The sequence below is a fragment of the Paracoccus yeei ATCC BAA-599 genome (genome assembly GCF_000622145.1).
Classification (GTDB): domain Bacteria; phylum Pseudomonadota; class Alphaproteobacteria; order Rhodobacterales; family Rhodobacteraceae; genus Paracoccus; species Paracoccus yeei.
In genome coordinates this window covers 50,287-71,610 of record NZ_JHWH01000021.1, presented here as the reverse complement: position 1 = coordinate 71,610, position 21,324 = coordinate 50,287, and the positions used below count along the sequence as shown (strand labels likewise).

At 68.2% G+C, this 21,324-nt stretch carries 19 protein-coding genes, 1 tRNA gene and 1 pseudogene; 16 read left to right on the top strand and 5 right to left on the bottom strand.

Annotation, left to right across the window (positions count from 1 at the left end; genetic code table 11):
* Positions 1-97: 97 nt before the first annotated feature.
* Positions 98-3,553 carry a transcription-repair coupling factor gene (gene mfd, locus BU28_RS0112795; protein WP_028719832.1) on the bottom strand — a complete coding sequence of 1,152 codons (3,456 nt, stop codon included), beginning with the start codon at positions 3,551-3,553 and terminating at the stop codon, positions 98-100.
* Positions 3,554-3,598: 45 nt separating this feature from the next.
* Positions 3,599-4,147, bottom strand: coding sequence for a hypothetical protein (locus tag BU28_RS0112790; protein WP_028719831.1), 549 nt, complete (start codon positions 4,145-4,147; stop codon positions 3,599-3,601).
* Positions 4,148-4,320: 173 nt separating this feature from the next.
* Here BU28_RS0112790 and hemB point away from each other — a divergent pair, with 173 nt between their 5' ends.
* A complete protein-coding gene (hemB, locus tag BU28_RS0112785) occupies positions 4,321-5,319 on the top strand; it encodes a porphobilinogen synthase (RefSeq protein ID WP_028719830.1) in 999 nt (332 codons plus the stop codon).
* A gap of 83 nt (positions 5,320-5,402) precedes the next feature.
* Positions 5,403-5,957 carry a lipid-binding SYLF domain-containing protein gene (locus tag BU28_RS0112780; RefSeq protein ID WP_088239192.1) on the top strand — a complete coding sequence of 185 codons (555 nt, stop codon included), beginning with the start codon at positions 5,403-5,405 and terminating at the stop codon, positions 5,955-5,957.
* A gap of 31 nt (positions 5,958-5,988) precedes the next feature.
* On the opposite strand, the gene BU28_RS0112775 is transcribed toward BU28_RS0112780, so the two are convergent.
* Positions 5,989-6,627, bottom strand: a complete 639-nt coding sequence (locus BU28_RS0112775) for a lytic transglycosylase domain-containing protein (RefSeq protein WP_028719828.1) — start codon at positions 6,625-6,627, stop codon at positions 5,989-5,991.
* Positions 6,628-6,849: 222 nt separating this feature from the next.
* Here BU28_RS0112775 and ssb point away from each other — a divergent pair, with 222 nt between their 5' ends.
* Complete coding sequence (ssb, locus tag BU28_RS0112770) at positions 6,850-7,335, top strand: single-stranded DNA-binding protein (RefSeq protein WP_028719827.1); 486 nt, start codon at positions 6,850-6,852, stop codon at positions 7,333-7,335.
* A gap of 147 nt (positions 7,336-7,482) precedes the next feature.
* Here the strand turns inward: ssb and BU28_RS0112765 are convergent.
* A tRNA-Ala gene (locus BU28_RS0112765) sits at positions 7,483-7,558 on the bottom strand.
* Between the two features lie 322 nt (positions 7,559-7,880).
* Between BU28_RS0112765 and tig the strand changes: the two genes are divergently transcribed.
* Positions 7,881-9,215 carry a trigger factor gene (tig, locus tag BU28_RS0112760; protein WP_028719826.1) on the top strand — a complete coding sequence of 445 codons (1,335 nt, stop codon included), beginning with the start codon at positions 7,881-7,883 and terminating at the stop codon, positions 9,213-9,215.
* 369 nt (positions 9,216-9,584) lie between these two features.
* Complete coding sequence (locus BU28_RS0112755) at positions 9,585-10,460, top strand: hypothetical protein (RefSeq protein ID WP_028719825.1); 876 nt, start codon at positions 9,585-9,587, stop codon at positions 10,458-10,460.
* Between the two features lie 37 nt (positions 10,461-10,497).
* On the opposite strand, the gene BU28_RS0112750 is transcribed toward BU28_RS0112755, so the two are convergent.
* Positions 10,498-10,749, bottom strand: a complete 252-nt coding sequence (locus BU28_RS0112750; protein ID WP_028719824.1) for a DUF2312 domain-containing protein — start codon at positions 10,747-10,749, stop codon at positions 10,498-10,500.
* A gap of 88 nt (positions 10,750-10,837) precedes the next feature.
* Between BU28_RS0112750 and BU28_RS0112745 the strand changes: the two genes are divergently transcribed.
* The 11 genes and pseudogenes from BU28_RS0112745 (at position 10,838) to BU28_RS0112695 (ending at position 21,284) form a co-directional block, all read left to right on the top strand.
* A complete protein-coding gene (locus BU28_RS0112745) occupies positions 10,838-11,065 on the top strand; it encodes a hypothetical protein (protein ID WP_028719823.1) in 228 nt (75 codons plus the stop codon).
* 3 nt (positions 11,066-11,068) lie between these two features.
* Complete coding sequence (dtd, locus tag BU28_RS0112740) at positions 11,069-11,518, top strand: D-aminoacyl-tRNA deacylase (RefSeq protein ID WP_028719822.1); 450 nt, start codon at positions 11,069-11,071, stop codon at positions 11,516-11,518.
* A 231-nt stretch (positions 11,519-11,749) separates the two neighbouring features.
* Entirely contained in the window at positions 11,750-13,186 is a 1,437-nt protein-coding gene (locus BU28_RS0112735; protein WP_051578184.1) for a DEAD/DEAH box helicase, read from the top strand.
* Between the two features lie 69 nt (positions 13,187-13,255).
* On the top strand, positions 13,256-13,834 hold the full coding sequence (locus BU28_RS0112730) for a thymidine kinase (RefSeq protein ID WP_028719820.1): 579 nt from the start codon (positions 13,256-13,258) through the stop codon (positions 13,832-13,834).
* A complete protein-coding gene (locus BU28_RS0112725) occupies positions 13,831-15,075 on the top strand; it encodes a cytochrome b/b6 domain-containing protein (protein WP_028719819.1) in 1,245 nt (414 codons plus the stop codon). Before BU28_RS0112730 ends, BU28_RS0112725 begins: the two co-directional genes overlap by 4 nt.
* A 115-nt stretch (positions 15,076-15,190) precedes the next feature.
* Positions 15,191-15,322 (top strand): annotated as a pseudogene (locus tag BU28_RS26340) (IS5-like element ISNeu3 family transposase); the annotation flags it as partial.
* Positions 15,323-15,598: 276 nt separating this feature from the next.
* Positions 15,599-17,764, top strand: coding sequence for a TonB-dependent siderophore receptor (locus tag BU28_RS0112720; RefSeq protein ID WP_028719818.1), 2,166 nt, complete (start codon positions 15,599-15,601; stop codon positions 17,762-17,764).
* A 19-nt stretch (positions 17,765-17,783) separates the two neighbouring features.
* Positions 17,784-18,941, top strand: a complete 1,158-nt coding sequence (locus tag BU28_RS0112715; protein WP_028719817.1) for a YncE family protein — start codon at positions 17,784-17,786, stop codon at positions 18,939-18,941.
* Positions 18,942-19,123: 182 nt separating this feature from the next.
* On the top strand, positions 19,124-19,675 hold the full coding sequence (locus tag BU28_RS22930; protein WP_051578183.1) for a TetR/AcrR family transcriptional regulator: 552 nt from the start codon (positions 19,124-19,126) through the stop codon (positions 19,673-19,675).
* Between the two features lie 143 nt (positions 19,676-19,818).
* The gene (locus BU28_RS0112700) at positions 19,819-20,553 is read left to right on the top strand and encodes an SDR family NAD(P)-dependent oxidoreductase (RefSeq protein ID WP_028719816.1); all 735 of its coding nucleotides are present in this window, start codon (positions 19,819-19,821) and stop codon (positions 20,551-20,553) included.
* Positions 20,550-21,284: an SDR family NAD(P)-dependent oxidoreductase gene (locus BU28_RS0112695; RefSeq protein WP_028719815.1), complete on the top strand. Its 735-nt coding sequence runs from the start codon at positions 20,550-20,552 to the stop codon at positions 21,282-21,284. Before BU28_RS0112700 ends, BU28_RS0112695 begins: the two co-directional genes overlap by 4 nt.
* Positions 21,285-21,324: the final 40 nt, after the last annotated feature.

Below are 21,324 nucleotides of genomic sequence, written 5' to 3'. Positions count from 1 at the left end.
ACCAGAAAGGCGGCGCCAAACGCGCCGCCTTTCTTGTTTCCGGCCGTGCAAAGGCCGCACAGGTGCCGCGCGGCGCAGAGCCCCTTGCAGCGTCCTGCTATCCCTTCGCCCGGCCTTCCTTGACCTTGGCCGCCAAATCCTTGGCGATGGCGAAGGCGCCCTTGATGCGGTCCGCATCCGAGGGCCAATCGCGCAGCACCACGATCTTGTTGTCCGAGACCTTGGCTTGGCCGCCCTGATCGTGGATGAATGCGACCAGCCCGGCGGGGTTCGGGAACTTGTCGCCGTGGAACTGCACCGTCGCGCCCTTCGGCCCTGCGTCCAGCTTGGAGATGTTCGCCCGCTTGGCCATCGCCTTGATGCGGATGACCAGCAGCAGGGTGTTCACCTCGCGCGGCAGCGGACCGAAGCGATCGATCAACTCGGCGGCGAAGCCCTCCAGTTCGACCTTGGTGGTCAGTTCCGCAAGCCGGCGATAAAGCCCCAGCCGCACGTCGAGGTCCGGGATATAGCTTTCGGGGATCGTCACCGGCACGCCCAGGTTCAGCTGCGGCGCCCATTCGTCCTCGGGCGTACCCTCGATCTCGCCGGACTTCAGCTTGGCGATGGTCTCCTCCAGCATCTGCTGGTACAGTTCGAAGCCGACCTCCTTGATATGGCCGGACTGCTCCTCGCCCAGAAGGTTGCCCGCACCGCGCAGGTCCAGGTCCTGGGATGCGAGATTGAAACCGGCCCCGAGGCTGTCGATCGAGCCCAGGAACTTCAGCCGCCGCATCGCTTGCGGGGTCAGCGGCACCCGCGGCTTGGTCGTCAGGTAGCAATAGGCGCGGGTCTTGGACCGGCCCACCCTGCCCCGGATCTGGTAAAGCTGTGCCAAGCCGAACATGTCGGCACGCCAGACGACCATGGTGTTCGCAGTCGGGATATCCAGCCCCGATTCGACGATGGTCGTGGCCAGCAGCACGTCGGCGCCCCGGTCGTAGAAAGCGTTCATCCGCTGGTCCAGATCGCCCGCCGCCAGCTGGCCGTGCGCGACGATATAGGACACCTCGGGGACGTGTTCTTTCAGCCAGTCCTCGACCTCGGGCAGGTCGGCCAGGCGCGGCACGACAAAAAAGCTTTGCCCGCCGCGATATTTCTCGCGCAGCAGCGCCTCGCGGATGGTGACGCTGTCGAATTCGCTGACATAGGTGCGGATCGAGAGCCGGTCCACCGGCGGCGTGCCGATGATCGACAGGTCCCGCACCCCGGTCAGCGACAACTGCAGCGTGCGCGGGATCGGCGTCGCGGTCAGGGTCAGCACGTGGATGTCGCTGCGCAACTCCTTCAGCCGTTCCTTGTGCGCCACGCCGAAGTGCTGTTCTTCGTCGACGATCAGCAGGCCCAGGTTCTTGAACCGGACCTGCTTTGCCAGCACGGCATGGGTGCCGACGACGATGTCCACCGTGCCCTCGGCCAGGCCCTTGCGGGTCTCGGCAGCGTCCTTGGCGGACACAAAGCGCGACAGCGGGCGCACGTTGATCGCCGTGCCCCGGAAGCGTTCGGCAAAGGTGCGGAAATGCTGGCGCGCGAGCAGCGTGGTCGGCGCCACCACGGCGACCTGCCGGCCCTGGCTTGCGGCGATGAAGGCCGCGCGCATGGCGACTTCGGTCTTGCCGAAGCCCACGTCGCCCACCACCAGCCGGTCCATCGGCCGGCCGGCGGCCAGGTCCTCGGCCACGTCGGCGATGGCGGCGGCCTGGTCCTCGGTCTCGGCATAGGGGAAGCGGGCGGCGAAGCTTTCGACCTCGTGATGCTCGGGCTCCAGCACCGGGGCGGGGCGCAGCAGGCGTTCGGCGGCGACGCGCATCAGCTTGTCGGCGATCAGCTTGATGCGTTCCTTGAGCCGCGCCTTGCGGGCCTGCCAGGCGCCGCCGCCCAGCTTGTCCAGCAAGCCTTCTTCGTGCCCGTAGCGGCTGAGCAGCTCGATGTTCTCGACCGGCAGGAACAGGCGGTCGCCGCCGGCATATTCCAGCGCCACGCAGTCGTGCGGCACGCCCAGCGCCATCACGGTTTCCAGCCCCTTGTAGCGGCCGATGCCATGTTCGACATGAACCACCAGATCGCCGGGGGTCAGCGTCGTGGTGTCGCGCAGGAAATTCTCGGCCTTGCGACGACGTTTCGCGCCCCGGATCAGCCGGTCGCCCAGAACGTCCTGTTCGGAAATCACCGCCAGCGGCCCGGTCGCCTGCCCGTCCGAGGTGAAGCCCTCCTCCAGCGGCCAGACGGCAAGGCCCAGCGCGCCGGGCTGGTCGGGCAGGTCGCGCAGGTCGGCGATGGGCTTGGCGCCCCTGATCCCTTCGTCCGCGATCAACCCCGACAGACGTTCGCGCGCCCCTTCCGAGAAACTGGCGATCACCACCCGGCGCGAGGCTTGCAGGCTGCGGACGTGATCGGCCAGCGCCTTGAACAGGTTTCCTTTTTCTGCCTGGCGTTCGGGGGCGAAATTGCGCCCCACCCGTCCGCCGGCGTCCAGCACGCCCGGCCCCGGGGGCTGGGGCAGGACCGAAAGACGCAGCACGCGATGCGATTTCAGCCAGTCCGCCCATTCGGCCTCGTCGGGGAACATGGCTCGCGGCGGGACCGGGCGATAGACGGTGTCGGTGCCGCCCTTGCGGGCCAGGGCCTCGCGCCGGGCATCGAACTGTTCGCGGATCGTGTGCAGCCGGGCGTCGCGCACCTGGTCCAGATGGTCGTCGGCCACCACCGAGGCCTCGGGCAGATAGGACAGCAGGCTTTCCAACCGGTCGTGGAACCAGGGCAGCCAGTGTTCCATCCCGGCCATCTTGCGCCCGGCGCTGATGCCTTCGTACAGCGGATCGTTCGCGCCCCCGCCATATTCGGCGCGATAGTTCTGGCGAAACCGGGTGATCGCGGCCTCGTCCAGGATCACCTCGGACATCGGGGCCAGGTCGAGGTGGTCCAGCTTCTCGGTCGAGCGCTGGGTCTCGGCATCGAAGCGGCGGGCCGATTCCAGCACGTCGCCGAACATGTCCAGCCGGATCGGGCCGGAATCGCCCGGGGGATAGATGTCGATGATGCCGCCTCGGACCGCGAAATCGCCGGGCTCGGTCACGGTGGGCGCCTGGGAAAAGCCCATACGGGCCAGAAAGGCGCGCAACGCCCCTTCGTCCATGCGGTCGCCCACGCGGGCGGAAAAGCTGGCCTCGCGCAGCGCATCGCGGGGCGGCACCCGCTGCATGGCGGCGGCAAGGGTCGTCAGCAGGACGAAGGGCCCCTTGATCGCACCATGCGCCAGGGCGGTCAGCACCGCCATGCGCGCCGCCATCACCGCAGGCGCGGGCGAAACGCGGTCATAGGGCGTGGTGTCCCATGCGGGAAATTCCAGCACCACCGCCTGGGGCGCAAAGAAGCCAAGCGCCGCGCGCATCGCGGCCATGCGCCGGTCGTCGCGGGCGATATGGATGACGGGCGCGCCTCGGGCCAGCTCGCGGGCGATCAGCGCCGCGTCAAGGCCCTCGGGCGCCCCGGAAAGGATCAGATGTTCGGCCATGCGGTGTGACCTAGCGCGGGCGGGACCGAAGTCAAGACGCGCCTTTCAGAAGCCGAAGGGATGGGCGACCAGCCACAGGGCGCCGCGCCAGGCCGTCGCCGCCACCGCAAGCAACGAGGCCAGCGTCACCACCCGCCGGTGCCGCCGCATCAGGCTCGAGGCCGCACGCCCCGCCCGGTCCACCGGCAGGCTGCCCGCCTCGGCCGCCGCGACGATCGCGGACAGGCGGCGTGCCAGCTGGACCTCCAGCGCCAGCAGCAGGGCCAGCGGCAGCGCCAGCAGAACCAGCGCCTGCGCCATTTCCAGCCCATAGCCAAAGCCCAGCACCGCCAGCGCGCTCAGCCCGAAGGCGCCAAGCCCCAGCAGAACCGCGCCCTCCTTCGGGCCCAGCCGCCAGCGCGGCAGCGTCAGCGACAGCCAGTCGAGCAGCAGCAGCGCGGCGGGCTCGTCGCCCCCGCGGGCGGCCTGCGCGATATCGACCGGAACGCCCAGGACGCGCCGGCCGGCGTGGCCCCAGACCAGCACCAGCAGCAGCCAGAACCAGATCGAGCCAAAGGATCGGCTGTCGAGGATGGACAGTATGGCCTGGATCAAGGTCCGGTCAGCTCCCGCATGGTGGCAGGATAAGCCTAACCCCGGACGACGAAAAGGAAAACCGTCGGACCGCGCGACCGGCCGGCAGGGGTTGCGCTGCTGCAACTGAATGTGCAGGCTTTGGGCGCATCTGGCCGGGCCCCGCCCCCGGCCCCGCAAGCCAAGGATCGCCCATGTCTCCCACCCCGATCATCGCCCCGTTTCCGCTGACCCGCCTGCGCCGCCTGCGCCGCACCCCGGCCCTGCGCGCCTTGACGACCGAGGTGAACCTGACCCCCGCGAACCTGATCTGGCCGATCTTCGTGACCGAGATCGAGGGCGGCGCGGGCGAGATCCCCTCGATGCCGGGGGTCGAGCGTCTGACGCTGGACGGCGCGAAACGGGCGGCCGAGACCGCGATGCGGCTGGACATTCCGGCGATCTGCATCTTTCCGCATTCGGACCCGGACCAGAAGACCGAGGACTGCGAACGGGCCTGGGATCCAGACAACATCGGCAACCGCGCCATCCGCGCCATCAAGGAGGTGGCGCCGGATCTGGCGGTGATGACCGACATCGCGCTGGACCCCTACAACGCCAACGGCCACGACGGCATCGTGCGTAACGGCGTGATCCTGAACGACGAGACGGTCGAGGCGCTGGGGCGCATGGCGCTGGTCCAGGCCGAGGCGGGGGCGGACATCCTTGGTCCCTCGGACATGATGGACGGCCGCATCGGCGCGCTGCGGGCGCTTCTGGAGGAGGAGGGCCACAAGGATGTGGCGATCCTGTCCTATGCGGCGAAATATGCCAGCGGCTTCTACGGCCCGTTCCGGGATGCGGTGGGCGCCTCGGGCCGGCTGGTCGGCGACAAGAAGACCTATCAGATCAACCCCGCGAACCGCGACGAGGCGATGCGCTGCGTCGCCCGCGACCTGGCCGAGGGCGCCGACATGGTCATGGTGAAGCCCGGCATGCCCTATCTGGACATCTGCCGGATGGTGCGCGACCAGTTCGCGGCGCCAACCTTCGCCTATCAGGTCAGCGGCGAGTACGCAATGCTGGAAGGCGCGATCCGCCAGGGCTGGCTTTCGCGCGACGTGGTGCTGGAAAGCCTGCTCGCGTTCCGCCGCGCGGGCTGCGACGGCATCCTGACCTATTACGCCCCCCAAGTGGCCGAAAGGCTGGCGTGACGCCGGGAAAGCACGTATCATCAACAGCTAAGGGCGGGTCCACCGCCATTCATGGGACGAGGGCGAATATGGATTTCAACGCGATGAGCAGGCGCGGCCTGCTGCTGGGCGCCGCGGCGCTTGGGCTGGCGGCCTGCAACAATGCGGTGGGCCAGGACGCTCCGGCGCGGCTGGACGCGCGGGTGGATGCGACGCGCAACTTCCTGCTGCAGAACTATCCCGCCGTCGCCCCCATGCTGCAATCGGCCAAGGGCGTCCTTTACATGCCGCTGATGACCGAGGCGGGCTTCGGCGTCGGCGGCGCCTATGGGCAAGGCGCGCTCCGCATCAACAATGCGACGGTGGACTACTATTCTGCCACGCAGGCCAGCGTCGGCTTCCAGATCGGGGCCCAGCAATACGCCCATGTGCTGATCTTCCAGACCGATGCGGCACTGTCGGATTTCCGCCGCGCCCCCGGCTGGGTGGCCGAGGCGGGCGCCTATTACGCCCTGCCCGCCAAGGGCATGTCGGTCGGCGGCGACACGCTGAGCGCGCAGCAGCCCATCATCGCGATGGTCTTTGGCCAGTCCGGCCTGATGGCCGGAGCGGCGATCGCCGGGACCAAGTACACGCGGATCATCCCCTCGACCTTCTGAAGCGAAAGGGCCGCGATGCGGCCCCCTTCCCTCAGCTTCCGTGGATGATGCGGACGTAGTTCCGCGTCTCGCGATAGGGCGGGACGCCGCCGTATTTCTGCACGGCCCCCGGCCCGGCATTGTAGGCCGCCAGCGCCAGCCGCCAGTTCCCGAAGGTGTTGTACATCATCCGCAGATAGCGCGCGCCGCCTTCCAGGTTCTGGATCGGGTCGCTGGCGTCCACGCCCAGCTTGGCCGCGGTGCCCGGCATCAGCTGCGCCAGCCCCCGCGCGCCCTTGTTCGACCTGGCCGAGGGGTTCCAGCCCGATTCCTGCTGCACCAGGCGCAGGAACAGGTCCTCGGGCACGCCGTGCTTGCGCGCCATCGCCCGGGCATGGGGCAGGTACTGGCTGCGCCGGTTGCCGGAATAGGCGGGAATCGTCCCCGGCACGGCCAGGTCCACCACGCTTTTCGTCGAGGTCCCCTTGGGCCGCAGCCGCGCGGATTGCTGGTATTGCCCGGCCAGCCGCGAATCCAGCAGCCGGGTCTGGCGTTCGAACTGTGCGATGCGCGACTTGCCGCTTTTCTGGATGCGAAGCCCGTCGGCCATGGCCGGAACAGCAAGGCCAAGTCCCAGGCTCAAGGCCAGGGCGGCGCGGGCCAGGCGCCGCGCAGCGCTGCGTGCAAACATGTCTCGTCCCTCATGCCGACGTCTTTTTGCGTGGCACTATAGCCCAAAGCCGGGGCGATGGCGCAAGTCGTTTCGGGCCGCCCGGGCATCGGCTCGTCTTGGGCGGATTTCCGCCAAGCCCTCAAGCGTCGGTCCGAGCGGCCGCCACGGACCGCAAGGCCCTTGTCGCGCCCCCTCGCAAGGCGCTACATCGGCGTGACGAGCGAAGAAAGGACCGTTTCGATGGCAGGCAGCGTGAACAAGGTGATCCTGATCGGCAATCTGGGTCAAGACCCCGAGATCCGCAGCTTCCAGAACGGCGGCAAGATCGCCAACCTGCGGATCGCGACCTCCGAGACCTGGAAGGATCGCAACACCGGCGAACGCAAGGAACGCACCGAGTGGCACACCGTCGCCATCTATTCGGAGCCCCTGGTCCGCGTGGCCGAGCAATACCTGAAGAAGGGCAGCAAGGTCTATGTCGAGGGCCAGCTGGAAACCCGCAAATGGCAGGACCAGCAAGGCAACGACCGCTATTCGACCGAGGTGGCGCTGCGTCCCTTCCGCAGCGAGCTGACCATGCTCGACGGCCGTGGCGGCTCGGGCGGTGGCGGCGGCGGTCGCGGCGATGAGGGCTATGGCTACGAAGGCGGCTCCTCGGGCGGCGGCTCGGGCCGCAGCTCCTCTCCTGCCAGCCGTCCCGATTTCGACGACGAGATCCCGTTCTGATCCCTTCGCGGGAACCAGGGCCCAAGGCAGCGCCGCTCCGCAAGGACGCGGCGCTTTTTACTGGCCGAGTGACGGCGCGCGACAAGCGCCGAACAGCCGCAAACGCCCGCGGATGCAGTCGTCTTGTCGTTTCGGGAAAGGATAATTTGGTGGAGCCAAGGGGAGTCGAACCCCTGACCTCTTGAATGCCATTCAAGCGCTCTACCAACTGAGCTATGGCCCCACCGGAGGTCCAGATGACGTTGCCGCCGTCTGCGTGGGGCGTCGTATAGGGGGGCCGCGAAACGGGCGCAAGCGAAAAAAATGCGCCGCCGGAAAGAAAATGCGCCGGCCGGGATGCGCACCCTGCGGCGTGTCGGGCGCCGGCACGGGCGGCGGGAAAAACCCCGCAGGACGGCCTTGCGGGCAGGCGCGGAACCGGCCTTCCTCCTTGCTATGGGCGCCGAAATCCCATAGCTAGCGCGCTGAAACGGCGGGGGCCGGGCACGGCGCCCGGCCGGGGGAACGCCCCCTCAACCGCAGCAAGGTTGGATGAAGGAACCCAAATGCAGGTCAAGGAAACCCAGAACGAAGGGCTGAAGCGCGGCTATCAATTCACCCTGCCCGCCGCCGATCTTGCGGCGCAGGTCGAGGCGAAGCTGAAAGAGGCCCAGCCCGAAGTCGAGATGAAGGGCTTCCGCAAGGGCAAGGTGCCGATGGCGATGCTGAAAAAGCAGTTCGGCCCCCGCGTCATGGGCGATGCCATGCAGGAAGCGATCGACAGCGCGCTGCGCAACCACCTGGAGACCTCGGGCGACCGTCCGGCGCTGCAGCCGAAGGTCGAAATGGTCGGCGGCGAATCCTGGAAGGAAGGCGACGACCTGGTCGTGGACGTGACCTACGAGGCCCTGCCGGCCATCCCCGAAGCCGACCTGTCGGGCATCGAGCTTGAGCGGCTGGTGGTCGAGGCGAGCGACGAGCAGGTCAACGAAGCCCTTGAGAACCTTGCCAAGAACGCCCAGTCCTTCGAGGACCGCAAGAAGGGCTCCAAGGCCAAGGACGGCGATCAGGTCGTGATCGACTTCAAGGGCATGGTCGACGGCGAGGCCTTCGAGGGCGGCGCGGCCGAGGATTACCCCCTGGTGCTGGGCTCGGGCAGCTTCATCCCCGGCTTCGAGGAGCAGCTGGTCGGCGCCAAGGCCGGCGACGAGATCAAGGTCGAGGTCAAGTTCCCCGAGGAATACGGCGCGCCGCACCTGGCCGGCAAGGACGCGGTCTTCGAGACCACCGTCAAGGCCGTCAAGGAACCGAAGGCCGCCGAACTTGACGACGAACTGGCCAAGAAGTTCGGCGCCGAGAGCCTCGACGCGCTGAAGGCCCAGATCCGCGAGCGGCTGGAAGCCGAATACAAGGGCGCGTCGCGCCAGGTGCTGAAGCGCGCCCTGCTGGACAAGCTGGATGCGCTGGTCAAGTTCGACCTGCCCGAATCGCTGGTCGAGGCCGAGGCGGCACAGATCGCCCACCAGCTTTACCACGAAGAGCATCCGGACGATCACGGCCACAACCATGGCGAGATCGAGCCCACGGACGAACACAAGAAGCTGGCCGAGCGCCGCGTCCGTCTTGGCCTTCTGCTGGCCGAGATCGGCCAGAAGGCCGAGATCACCGTGTCCGACCAGGAAATGACCCAGGCCGTGCTGCGCCAGGCCCGCCAGTATCCGGGCCAGGAACGCGCGTTCTTCGAGTTCATCCAGCAGAACCCGCAGGCCCAGCAACAGCTGCGCGCCCCGATCTTCGAGGACAAGGTCGTCGACCACATCGTCGAAGGCGCCAAGGTCACGGACAAGACCGTGACCAAGGACGAGCTGGAAAAGGCCATCGAGGCGCTGGACGACGTCTGATCGCCCAAGCTTCGGACCGACCCGAACGCTCCCCCATCCGGGGGAGCGTTCTTCGTTTTCGGGCGCTCGCGCGCCCCGCGACCTGCCCAAAGGGACAGGTCGCCCACAGCGGGAATTGACGAAATAGCCAGCTACCCCCTGCGGGCGGGCTCGGGCATAACTTCCCTGTCGGCAAGCGATTGCTTGTTGTGGTGGTAAGCGATTGTTCTGGTTCATGTCCGGCGCTGCCGGGCGGGTTCGTGGTGGGACCCGCCCGGCTGTCCCCGTTCCCCCGCCGCGCCTTCGTCGCAGGGATAGGGCCGCGGGTGGTTTTCCTGACCGGCAATGAAGGCTAGTGTGCGCTCAGAAGCAATCAGAGGTGCGCATTTCATGCAGGTCGTTTTTCATTGCGGTGTCCACGGCACGGATCTGTCCCGCATGGTCAAGACCCTGATGCAGAACCGCGACTGGCTGCTGAAGAACCGCATCGAGGCGCTGCCGCCGAACAAGCACCGCGAGATCTTCAACGATGCGCTGACCGCGCTGCGCGGCGGCCCCGCCACGCCCGACATGGAACAGGTGATGCTGGACGCGATCCTGGACACCGACCAGCCCGAACGCGTGATCTTCAGCACGCCCACCTTCCTCGGCAAGGCCGAGCGGGCGATTTCCGCCGAGGGGCTTTACGCGGCGGCGGGCGAGAAGATGGCGGCGCTGGCCAATCTTTTCCCCTCGGCCGAGGTCGAGTTCTTCCTGGCGATGAAGAACCCCGCGACGCTGCTGCCCTTTGTCTTTGCCCAGGACGGCAGCGGCCGGTACGAGGACGTGATGGCCGGCATCGACCCCGAGCGGCTGCGGTGGGCCCCGGCGATCCGCCGCATCCAGGCCGCAATCCCCGGCCTGCGCCTGGTGCTGTGGTGCCACGAGGACACTTCGCTGATCTGGCCCGAGGTCGTGCGTCGCATCGCCACCATGCCCAGCGACGTGCCGCTGAAGGCGGGGCTGCAGATCCTGGGCGACATCCTGCGCCCCGAAGGCATCCAGATGATCCATGACGAGATGGCCAAGCAGGAACGGCTGACGGTCGACAGCCGCCGCGCCATCTTTTCGGCCGCGCTGGCCCGCCACGCCCTGCCCGAGCAGATGGAGATCGAGGTGTCGCTGCCCGGCTGGACCCAGGACCTGGTCGACCGCCTGAGCGATCTTTACGACGAGGACGTGGCCCAGATCGCCGCGCTGCCGGGGATCGAATTCATCGCGCCCTGAACGGGCCATGAAAAAGGGGGCCGCGGCCCCCGTTTCCTCAGACCATGCCCAGCGCGGCCTTGTACATCTCGAGGATCGCTTCCTCCTCGGCGATGTCGTCCTTGTCGCGCTTGCGCAGCGCGATCACCTTGCGCATGACCTTGGTGTCATAGCCGCGCGCCTTGGCCTCGGCCATCAGCTCCTTCTGGCGCTCGGCCACGTCCTTCTTTTCGGCCTCGAGCTGCTCGAACTGCTCGATGAACTGGCGCAGCTCGCCCGCCGCAATGCCATAAGCGTTGTCGTCCTGCATCGTCCGCTCCTTCTTTGCGGCGGGGTGTAGGCGGTCTTGCGGGCGGGTGCAATCGCCGCTAGGCGGTCCGCGACGGATGGAGGTGCGCATGACGATCTGGGACGGGCTGATCTGGGGCGGAACGGCGCTGACGCTGGCGGGGCTGGCGGCGCTGGTCTGGTGCATCGTGATGGCGGCGCGCGCCAAGGCGCGGGCCCTGCCCGAAGACCGGATGCGCGCGGTCATGCGCCGGGTCGTGGCGGTCAACATGGCGGCGCTGGGGGCATCGGTCTTTGGCCTGATGTTCGTCGTCCTTGGCATCATGCTGGGGCGCTAGAGGATGCGCGCCCTGATCCAGCGCGTGACCGAGGCGCGCGTCACCATCGCGGGCGAAACCGTGGGCGCCATCGGTCCGGGCCTGATGGTGCTGGTCTGCGCCATGCAGGGCGATCCCGACGACGCGCCCGAGAAGCTTGCCGCCCGCGTGGCCAAGCTGCGCATCTTCCGCGACGAGGCCGGCAAGATGAACCGCTCGGTCCAGGACATCGGCGGCGCGGTGCTGGTGGTCAGCCAGTTCACCCTGGCCGCCGACACCCGCACCGGCAACCGCCCCGGCTTTTCCAGCGCCGAAGGCCCGGCCCGGGGCGAGACGCTGTACCTGCGCTTTGCGGATGCGCTGCGCGACCTGGGCCTGACCGTCGAAGCCGGCCGTTTTGGCGCGGACATGCAGGTCGCCCTGGTCAACGACGGGCCGGTGACGATCTGGATGGATTCGACCGACCGGGTGTGATCAGGGTTGACTTTCGCGTCACGCTGCCTCATATCCGCCGGGTAGCCAACCGCTGCCGCGTGAGCAGCCGACGCACCTTGCGTCCAGGTTCGGCACGATTTCCAGTTTCCCATTCACGCGGGGAGGCAGGCGGGTTCCGTAATGGCCCGCCCCCTCGTAACCCGCCGCGCCATGACGCGTGGCCCCAAGCCTGGCGCGCCGATACGGCTGGCGTCCGGGTCGAAAGATGACATGACGCAAGAAACCGCTCGCCCGGCCCGCTCGGGCAAACCGCAACCCCGTGGCGCCGACGCCCGCCCGCGTGGCCAGGGCGGCAAGCCCGCCTTCCGCGACGCCAAGCCCCCGGTCAACCACCGCCGCCACCGCGACGAGCCCGAGGAAAAGTTCATCCGCCGGGCCATCCCCGACATCGACACGCCCTTTACCCGCATGGGCATCGACGCCCGCGTCGCGGTGAACCTGTCGCCGATGGGCATCGACGCGCCCTCGCCGATCCAGGAAAAGGCTATCCCCGGCATCGTCGAGGGCCGCGACCTGCTGGGCCTTGCCCAGACCGGCACCGGCAAGACGGCGGCCTTCGGCCTGCCGATGCTGACCCGGCTCCTGAACATCGGCCGCAAGCCCGAGCCGCGGACCTGCCGCGCGCTGATCCTGGCGCCGACCCGCGAACTGGCGACCCAGATCGCCGCCAACATTGACGCCTATGCCGCTGGCACCGCCATCCGGCAGTTCCGCGTCGTCGGCGGCGCCTCGATCAACACCCAAACCATGCGCATGGAACGCGGCGTGGACGTGCTGATCGCCACCCCTGGCCGGCTGATCGACCTAATCGAGCGCGGCGCGGTCGACCTGTCGCAGACCAAATACCTGGTGCTGGACGAGGCCGACCAGATGCTGGACATCGGTTTCATCCACGCGCTGCGCCGCATCGCCAAGATGCTGCCGCGCGAACGCCAGACGCTGCTGTTCTCGGCCACCATGCCGAAGCTGATGGAAGAGCTGGCCGACAGCTACCTGACCGATCCGCTGAAGGTCGCGGTGAACCCGCCCGGCCAGGCCGCCGCCAAGATCGAACAGGGCGTGCATTTCGTGAACCAGGGCGACAAGGCGACGCTGCTGGCGGAATACCTCGGCAAGCACCGCGACGAACTGGCGATCGTCTTTGGCCGCACCAAGCACGGCTCGGAAAAGCTGTCCAAGCTGCTTGAGAAGTGGGGCTTCAAGGTCGCCGCGATCCACGGCAACAAAAGCCAGGGCCAGCGGGAGCGCGCGCTTGCAGGCTTCCGCAGCGGCGACACCAAGGTGCTGGTGGCGACCGACGTGGCGGCGCGGGGCCTAGACATCCCCGAGGTGGCGCATGTCTACAACTACGACCTGCCGAACGTGCCGGAAAACTATGTCCACCGCATCGGCCGCACCGCCCGCGCCGGCCGCGACGGCCGCGCCATCGCGCTGTGCGCCCCGGCCGAGATCGGCGAATTGCGCGCCATCGAAAAGGCGATGAAAGCCTCGATCCCCGTGGTCGGCGGCGAGGTGCCCTTCGAGGCGGCCAGGATGCGCGAACGCGGCGGCCCCGTCGGCCGCGGCGCGCCCTCGGGCCAGCAGCCCGCGCGCAAGCGTCCGGCCCGCCGCCCGTCGCGCGCGCCCAAGGCCGCCCAGCGGGACTGACGACAGCGTGAGCCGCCGCCCCCGCGCGGCGGCTTGCCCCCCTGCCCCCAGCGCGGCTATGTGGCGTGCATGGCCAGGCTTTATTTTCATTATTCCACGATGAACGCGGGCAAAAGCACGATGCTTTTGCAGGCCTCGCACAATTATCGCGAACGCGGCATGCGCACGCTGCTGCTGACGGCTGCGCTGGACGACCGCGCCGGACCGGGCCTGATCGCCAGCCGCATCGGCATCGCCGAACCCGCCACGACCTTTGCCCCCGACACCGATCTGTTCGCCCTGGTCCGCGACCGGGGCGCGGGCTGCGCCTGCGTCCTTCTGGACGAGGCCCAGTTCCTCAGCCAGGCACAGGTCTGGCAACTCGCCCGCGTCGTCGACGACCTGGACCTGCCGGTGATGTGCTATGGCCTGCGCGTCGATTTCCGGGGGCAGCTGTTTCCTGGCTCGGCGGCGCTGCTGGCCTGGGCGGACGAGCTGCGCGAGGTGCGCACCGTCTGCCATTGCGGCCGACGCGCCACCATGGTCATCCGCCGGGACGACCAGGGCCGGGCGCTGCGCGACGGCGCGCAGGTCCAGGTCGGCGGAAATGAAACCTATGTCTCGCTCTGCCGCCGCCATTGGCGCGAAGCGATGGGAGAAATCCGATGAACGCCAGCAACACAGCCCGCGCCTATGGCTGGGTCGCCCGCTTCTTCCACTGGACCGTCGCGGTCCTGATCCTGGCGGCCATCGCGCTGGGGCTTTACGCGGGCGGCCTGCCGCAGGGCACGCAGGACCAGATGCAGGCGATCTTCGCGACATTCTCGGTCCACAAGACGGTGGGCGTCGCGGTGCTGATCCTCGCCCTGGGCCGCATCCTGTGGACGCTGAGCCAACCCCGTCCCCGTCCCCTGCACCCCAATCGTCGGGCCGAGACCTTCCTGGCCGAGACGGTGCACTGGGCGCTGTATCTGGGCATGGTCATCATGCCGCTGTCGGGCTGGCTGCTGCATTCGGCCGCACCCGGCGGGTTTTCCCGCATCCTGTGGCCGCTGGGCCAGCGCCTGCCGCTGGTGCCCCAGGACGCGGCCCTGTCGGACCGCTTCGCCGCCTTCCACGAAACCGGCTGGTGGGTGCTTGCGGGGCTGGTCGCGCTGCATGTCGCCGGCGCGCTGAAGCATGCGCTGATCGACCGCGACGGCACCCTCGCCCGCATGGCCGGGGATCCCGAAAGCGCGCCGCAGCCGCCCCAGGCGCCGCGCCGGCCGCTGATCCATGTCCTTGCGGCGCTGCTGGCGCTGGGGCTTTGGGCCGCGACCGCGCTGCTGTCGGCCGAGGCGCCCGAGGAAACGGCCCCCGCCGCAACGACCCAGCCTGCCGCGACCCAGCCCGCCGCGCCCACGACGGCGACAACGGCCGCGCAAGGCACCGCCTGGACCGTCCAGCAAGGCACCCTGGGCATCGAGGTCACCCAGGGCGGCAATCCCGTGCAGGGCACGTTCGGCGGCTGGAGCGCCGACATCGACTATGACCCGGCGACGGGCTCGGGCCATGTCGAGGTGCTGATCGACGTCGCCTCGCTCAGCCTGGGTGCGGTCAGCGATTCCGCCAAGGGGCCGGACTTCCTGAACGCCCCCGCCCATCCGCAGGCCCGCTTCGACGCCCGGATCCTGCCGCCGCAGACCCAGGGCGGCCCGCATGTCGCCCAGGGCACGCTGACCATCGCCGGCAAGCCGGTCGAGACGACCCTGCCCTTCGAGCTGACGATCGACGGCGACCGGGCCACTGCGCGGGGCACGCTGACCGTGGACCGCCGCGATTTCGGCGTCGGTGCGGGCTACGCGGACGAAAGCACCGTGGGCTTCGGCGTGGCGATCCGGTTCGATCTGACTGCCAGCCGCCAGCCCTAGGCCGAACAACATTCAGGCTTTCCACATCGCTTGAAGACTGCTTCATGGGCGACCGCGCTTGATCACCGAGGCTGGCGATCCCGGGCGCACGACAGAACGCGGCATCCGGGAAAGAGGCGCCAAGGATCAGGCGCTGGGGCGTTCCCGAGGTGGATTGACCTCCGGGATCCACATGCTGGCCGATGCGCTTGGCAGGCCACTGCGTTTCATCATCACCGCCGGTCAGATCGGCGACATCACGCAAGCTCCGGCGACATCTGGGGGCAGATCGGCAATGCCGTGCTGGCGAAGGGGCTGATCACTTTGTTCGGCAGTCCGGAGACGGCAGGGTCGCCCTGACGGTGTGCGGCCTCCGGCCGGGGAACGGCAGTCCGGTCCAACAGGCCCTGGTTCCGTGATATCCATGTCACATCGTCGGCCCAGCCGACCACCTGGCATCTTGCCAGATCCGGCAGACGGGCAGATAGGAACCCCATGCCAGCGAATGCCAGCCGTATCAACGAACGGAGGCAATCGTTACGGAATGACCAGTCACCCCATGCGCCGTCGGATGGCCGCCACCACATCGCTGGTCGCGGGCGTTCTGCCGTTCCTGCTGCCGGTCGCGCTTTTGGCGCAGGACGCGCCGGTCACGCTGGACGAGGTCGTCATTACCGCCGCGCCAGCGACCACGACCCAGGACAGCGGCAGCTGGACCACTGAATGGATGCGTTCGGCCACCGGCCTCGTCCTCAGCCAGAAGGAAACGCCGCAATCCACCAGCGTGATCACCGATCAGCAGATGAAGGACCGCAACATCACCACCATCTCGGAGACGATGGAGGCGGCCACGGGCATCACCGTCCAGGCCTTCGAAAGCGACCGGATCAACTACTACGCGCGCGGCTTTCCGATCGACGCCTATCAATACGACGGCGTGCCGATCCCGCGCGACGGGACCTGGCAATTCGACGACAACAACCCCGACATGGCGCTTTATGACCATGTCGAGATCGTGCGGGGTGCCAACGGCCTGATGCAGGGCGCGGGCGAGCCGGGCGCCTCGATCAACTTCATCAGGAAACGCCCCACCGACAGTCTGCGCAACGAGGCCGCGGTATCGCTGGCCTATCCCAGGGGCGGCCGCGTCGAGGCCGATGTCTCGGGCCCGCTGAACCCGGCGGGGACCATCCGGGGCCGGCTGATCGGCGTCGCGGACAGCCGCGACGGTACGCTGGACCGCTATCACAAGAAGAAATACGTCCTGTTCGGCGCGCTCGAAGCCGACCTGACCGACAGCACGATCCTCAGCACCGGGCTGACCTATCAGAAGACGAAGGCCGATGGCGTCACCTGGGGCGGGTTGCAGCCCTTCTACGCCGACGGCGGGCTGATCGACTGGGAAAAGGGCGCCAGCACCGGCACCGACTGGACCTATGTCGACACCGAGCGAACCGAATTCTTCGCATCGCTCGAGCACGTTTTCCAGAACGGCTGGACCGGACGGCTGGTCTACACCCATGTCCGGAACGACATGGATGCGACGCTGGCCTGGATCCACGGCACGCCCGACCGCGAGACAGGCGAGGGCATGAGCGGATACGGCACGCGCTATGACGGCGGCTACCGGCAGGACAACCTGAACGCCATCGTCAACGGCGATTTCCAGGCCTTTGGCCGCGACCACCAGTTCGTCATGGGCGCGATGTACTCCAAGGGCAGGGGAAAATACTACGGCTATGGCGCGGGCGAGACCTTCCCGGTCAACCGCTATCGCCTGAACGGCAAGTTTCCGGCGCCGGTCCTGTCCGAAGCGCCGACCTATGTCGACGAAAGCCGGATCACGCAATACGGGCTTTACGCCACCACGCGCCTTGCCGTGACCGACGCGCTGCATGTGCTGGCCGGCGCGCGGGTGAACTGGTGGGACGGCATGTCCGGCGACGGCACGCGAACGACGGCGTCCTACAAGTTCTCGGGCGAGGTGACGCCCTATGTCGGCTTCACCTATGACCTGAATCCGACCTATACCGCCTATGGCAGCGTCACCAGCATCTACAAGCCCCAGTTGGCGCAGGACATCGACCGGCAGTACCTGCCACCGACCTATGGCTGGAACTATGAACTGGGCGTCAAGGCGGACCTTCTGGACGGGGCGCTGCTGGCCTCGGCGGCGATCTTCCAGACCGACCAGAAGGACGTGGCGAAATACGTCGATTACATCGACGAGGAAGCCCGCAGCGTCTATGAAAGCATCGACGGCACCAAGACGCGCGGGTTCGAGCTTGAGGTGGCAGGCGCGATCAGCGACCGCTGGAACGTCTCGGCCGGCTATACCTATCGCACCTCCAAGGACAAGGACGGCAACACGCTTTACGCCGACCAGCCCAAGCACAGTCTGAAGCTGGCGACTGATTATCGGGTTGCGGGCGTCCTCGACGACCGGCTGACCCTCGGCGGCGCGCTGCGCTGGCAAAGCGGGACCGACAGCATGGACTTCACCTCGGATGTCGAGCAGCCGAACGTCCACCAGGGCAGCTTTGCGGTCTTTGACCTGAACGGCTCGCTTCGGATCGACGCGCGGACCGAACTGACGCTCAGCGTCAACAACCTCTTCGACAAGACATATTACGCCACGACCGGGTTCTACGACACGGTCGTCTATGGCGAGGGCCGCACCGCCGAACTGGCCGTGCGCACACTGTTCTGAGGCAGAAAGGAACACGACCATGAAACGCAGACTTTCCCGCGTCGCGGGCACGATGGCCGCCCTGGGCCTGCTGGCGCTGCCCGCGCTGGCGCAGGACCACTCCGGCGCCAAGGTGCTGCCGCCCGCGGCGCTGGCCTCGGCCGCGATCCGGCAGGACATGATCCGCGGCGTCTACGAAACGGCCGAGGCGCCGGACCTGGGGGCGCTGTTCGTCGCCTCGACCCCCAGCTTCGATGCGCGCACGCCGGGCTATGTGGACCTGCTGGACGCCGCCGACCTGCGCCCGATCCGGCGGATCGAGCTGCCGCGCCGCGCCTTTGCGCTGGCCATGGACCACAAGCGCGGCCGGCTGATCGTCGGCAATACACTGGACGGCTCGCTGAGCGTGCTGGACGCCAGAAGCGGCGTGCTGCTGGAGGTCATCCAGCTGGGCAAGCCCGAGGGCGACGGCTTCGAACACACCCGCATGATCGAGATCGACGGGGAAAGCGGCCGCGTCTTCGTCTCGAGCCCCTCGGAAGCGGGGACGCTGTGGATCGTCGACACCGCAGCGGGCAATGCCGTTACCCGGATCGACGATGCCGGGCTTTGGGCGGCGGGACTGGCGCATGACCCGGCCTCGGGCCGCGTCTATGTCAGCGGCGGCGGCATGAACGAGATCCTGATCGTCGACGGCCGCAGCGGCGCGCGGGTCGGCACGCTTTCGACCGGCGACACCACCGAGCCGGGCCAGGACGCCTCGAAGCATTTCTTCATCAACCTGGCGCTGGACGCCAAGGGCGAACGGCTGTTCGCCGCCGATGCCAACAGCGGGCAGCTTTACGTCTTCGACATCGCCAGCGGCAAGGCGGTCAAGACCGTGCCCATCGGCCTGGGCGTGCTGGACGTGACCTATGTCGCGCAGTCGGACCAGATCTTCGTCACCTATCGCGGCGTCGACCGCGAGCATCCCGAGGGCAGCGGCGGCCTTGTGGTGCTGGACGGCAGCGACTATGCGCCCCAGGTCAGCATTCCCCTGCCCGTCCATCCGAACAGCCTGTCCGTGGGCGACAAAGGCAAGACGCTGTTCGTCACGGTGAAGGCGCCGATGGAGAAAGAGCATCCCGCTTATCGCGAAGGCGCCGCCGACAGCGTCCTGCGCATCGACCTGGCCGCACTGAACGCCGCGATCCGCTAGGACCGCGGCGGACAGGCGCCGCGGGGGCGGCCGCCCCTTGCCGAAACCACGGTTTGCCCGCGCTGCGGGCAGGCGCTCAGGCCTCGCCCCCGCAGCGGCCCTCACCATCATCCGGCGCGGGGAGTAGAGCGATCACTGTACTTTCTTCTTGCGAAGTAGAATGATCGCTCTACACTGGCCCCATGACCGACACGAAAACCCGAATCGCCAGTGATCTTGAGCGCAGCTTTTCCGAGCAGGGCTTTGCCGAACAGGGCGTCGAAGCCCTGCGGGCCGAGGCCGACGTCTCGTTGCGGACGCTCTACAAGCACTTCCCCAGCCGCGAGGCGATGATCGTCGGTGCGCTCGAACACCGCGACCGCACCTATTTCGACTGGCTGGCCGGCGGGCCCGAGGACGGGGTGGACCATGTCCTGCACCCGCTGGTGCGCCTGGGCGACTGGCTGGCCGAGGTCGCCAACACCGGCTGCCTGTTCCTGAACGCGCTTGCGGAATACCCCGACAGCCGGCCCATCGCGGACACGGTCCTGGACCACAAGGCCCGGCTGGCAGACGAATTCCGCCTGCGCCTGGAACGTGTCGCACCCGGTCGCGACACCCGGCACCTGGCCGAGACGCTTTTCCTTTTGCACGAAGGCATGACGCAGGCGGCACGGCTTCAGGGGCGCGACAGGGCCACCCGGGCGGCGATGCGGGCGGCACGCGCGGCGCTTTCGGCAGAGGGCATCTGCTGACCTGTTCGGAGAGCTGAATGAAGATCCGTGAAATCCACGCCTACGCCCATGACCTGCCCGATGATTCCGGCCTGGGCGTGGTGCCCGACAAGGACATGTTCGGCGACCCTGTCGCCAGCTTCTGATCCCAGGGAGGGACAATCATGAGATTTGAAGGCAAGGCCGCGCTGGTAACGGGCGCGGCCGGCGGGATCGGCGCGGCCATCGTCAGGCTGCTTGGCGCCGAAGGGGCGCGGGTGGCCGCAGCCGACCGCGATACCGGCGGCATCGCGGCCGAGGCGCATCTGCCCGGCGACCTTCTGGACCCCGCCTATGCCGACGGGCTGGCGCGGGCGGCGCGCGATGCCCTGGGCGGGCTCGACATCGTCGTCAACAACGCCGGGGTCATCACGCGCGGCCCCGTCACCGACAGCACCGACGCCGACTGGACCCTGTCCCTGGGCGTCAATGTCGAGGCGCCGTTCCGCATCTGCCGCGCCGCCATCCCGCTGATGGCGGAAGCGGGCGGCGGTGCCATCGTCAACGTCTCGTCCTGCTGGGGCGGCAAGGCGCCGGGGCCGAACCATGCGCTCTATTGCATGACCAAGGCGGCCATCGCATCGCTGACGCAATGCATGGGCATGGACCACGCCCATCAGGGCATCCGGGTGAACGCCGTCTGCCCGAACGAGGTCAACACCCCCATGCTGCGCACGGGCTTTGCCCGCCGCGGCTTCGACCCCGACACGGCGGTGGCCGAACTGGGCCGGACCGTGCCCATCGGCCGCATCGCCGAGCCCGAGGACATCGCCGACGTGGTGCTGTTCCTGGCCTCGGATGCCGCGCGCTACATGTGCGGCGCGCTGGTCGAGATCAATGGCGGGAAGCCCGTGTCATGATGCGCTTTTCGGACAAGGTGGCCCTGGTCACGGGCGGCCGCTCGGGCATCGGGCGGGCCGTCGCCCGGCGGCTTCGGGACGAGGGCGCAAGGGTCTTCACCGCCCAGCGCGGCGGTGACGGCGAATTCGAGGCGATCCCCGCCGATTTTGCCGATCCCGCAAGCCCCGCCCGGGTCGTGGCCGAGGTGGCGCAGCGCGCCGGGCGGCTGGACGTGCTGGTCAACAACGCCGGGATGATGCAGGAATCCTCGGTCGAGGCGATGTCGCTCGAGGACTGGCAGCGCAATCTGGCGGTCAACCTGACGGCGCCCTTCCTGACGATCCGGGCCGCCCTGCCCCATCTGCGCAGGACGCGGGGCAGCATCGTCAACATCGGCTCGATCGAGGGGCTCGGCTCCAATCCCGGCCACGCCGCCTATTGCGCCTCCAAGGCCGGGCTGCACGGGCTGACCCGCGCCGTCGCCGTCGACCACGGCCCCGAGGGCATCCGCTGCAACGCGGTCGCGCCGGGCTGGATCGACACCGACCTGAACGTCGCCTTCATCGAAGGCATGCCGGATCCGGTGGCCTTTCGCCAGAACATCGGCCGCATCCACCCCGTCGCGCGCACCGGACGGCCCGAGGAGGTCGCGGCCCTGGTCGCCTTCCTGGCCGCCGACGAGGCGGGCTTCGTCACCGGGCAGGTCTATACCGTCGACGGCGGCCGCATGGCCAAGCTGAGCCTGCCGTAAACCGTCAGGACGGCGGGCGGCGGTCGCGAGCCGCCATGCC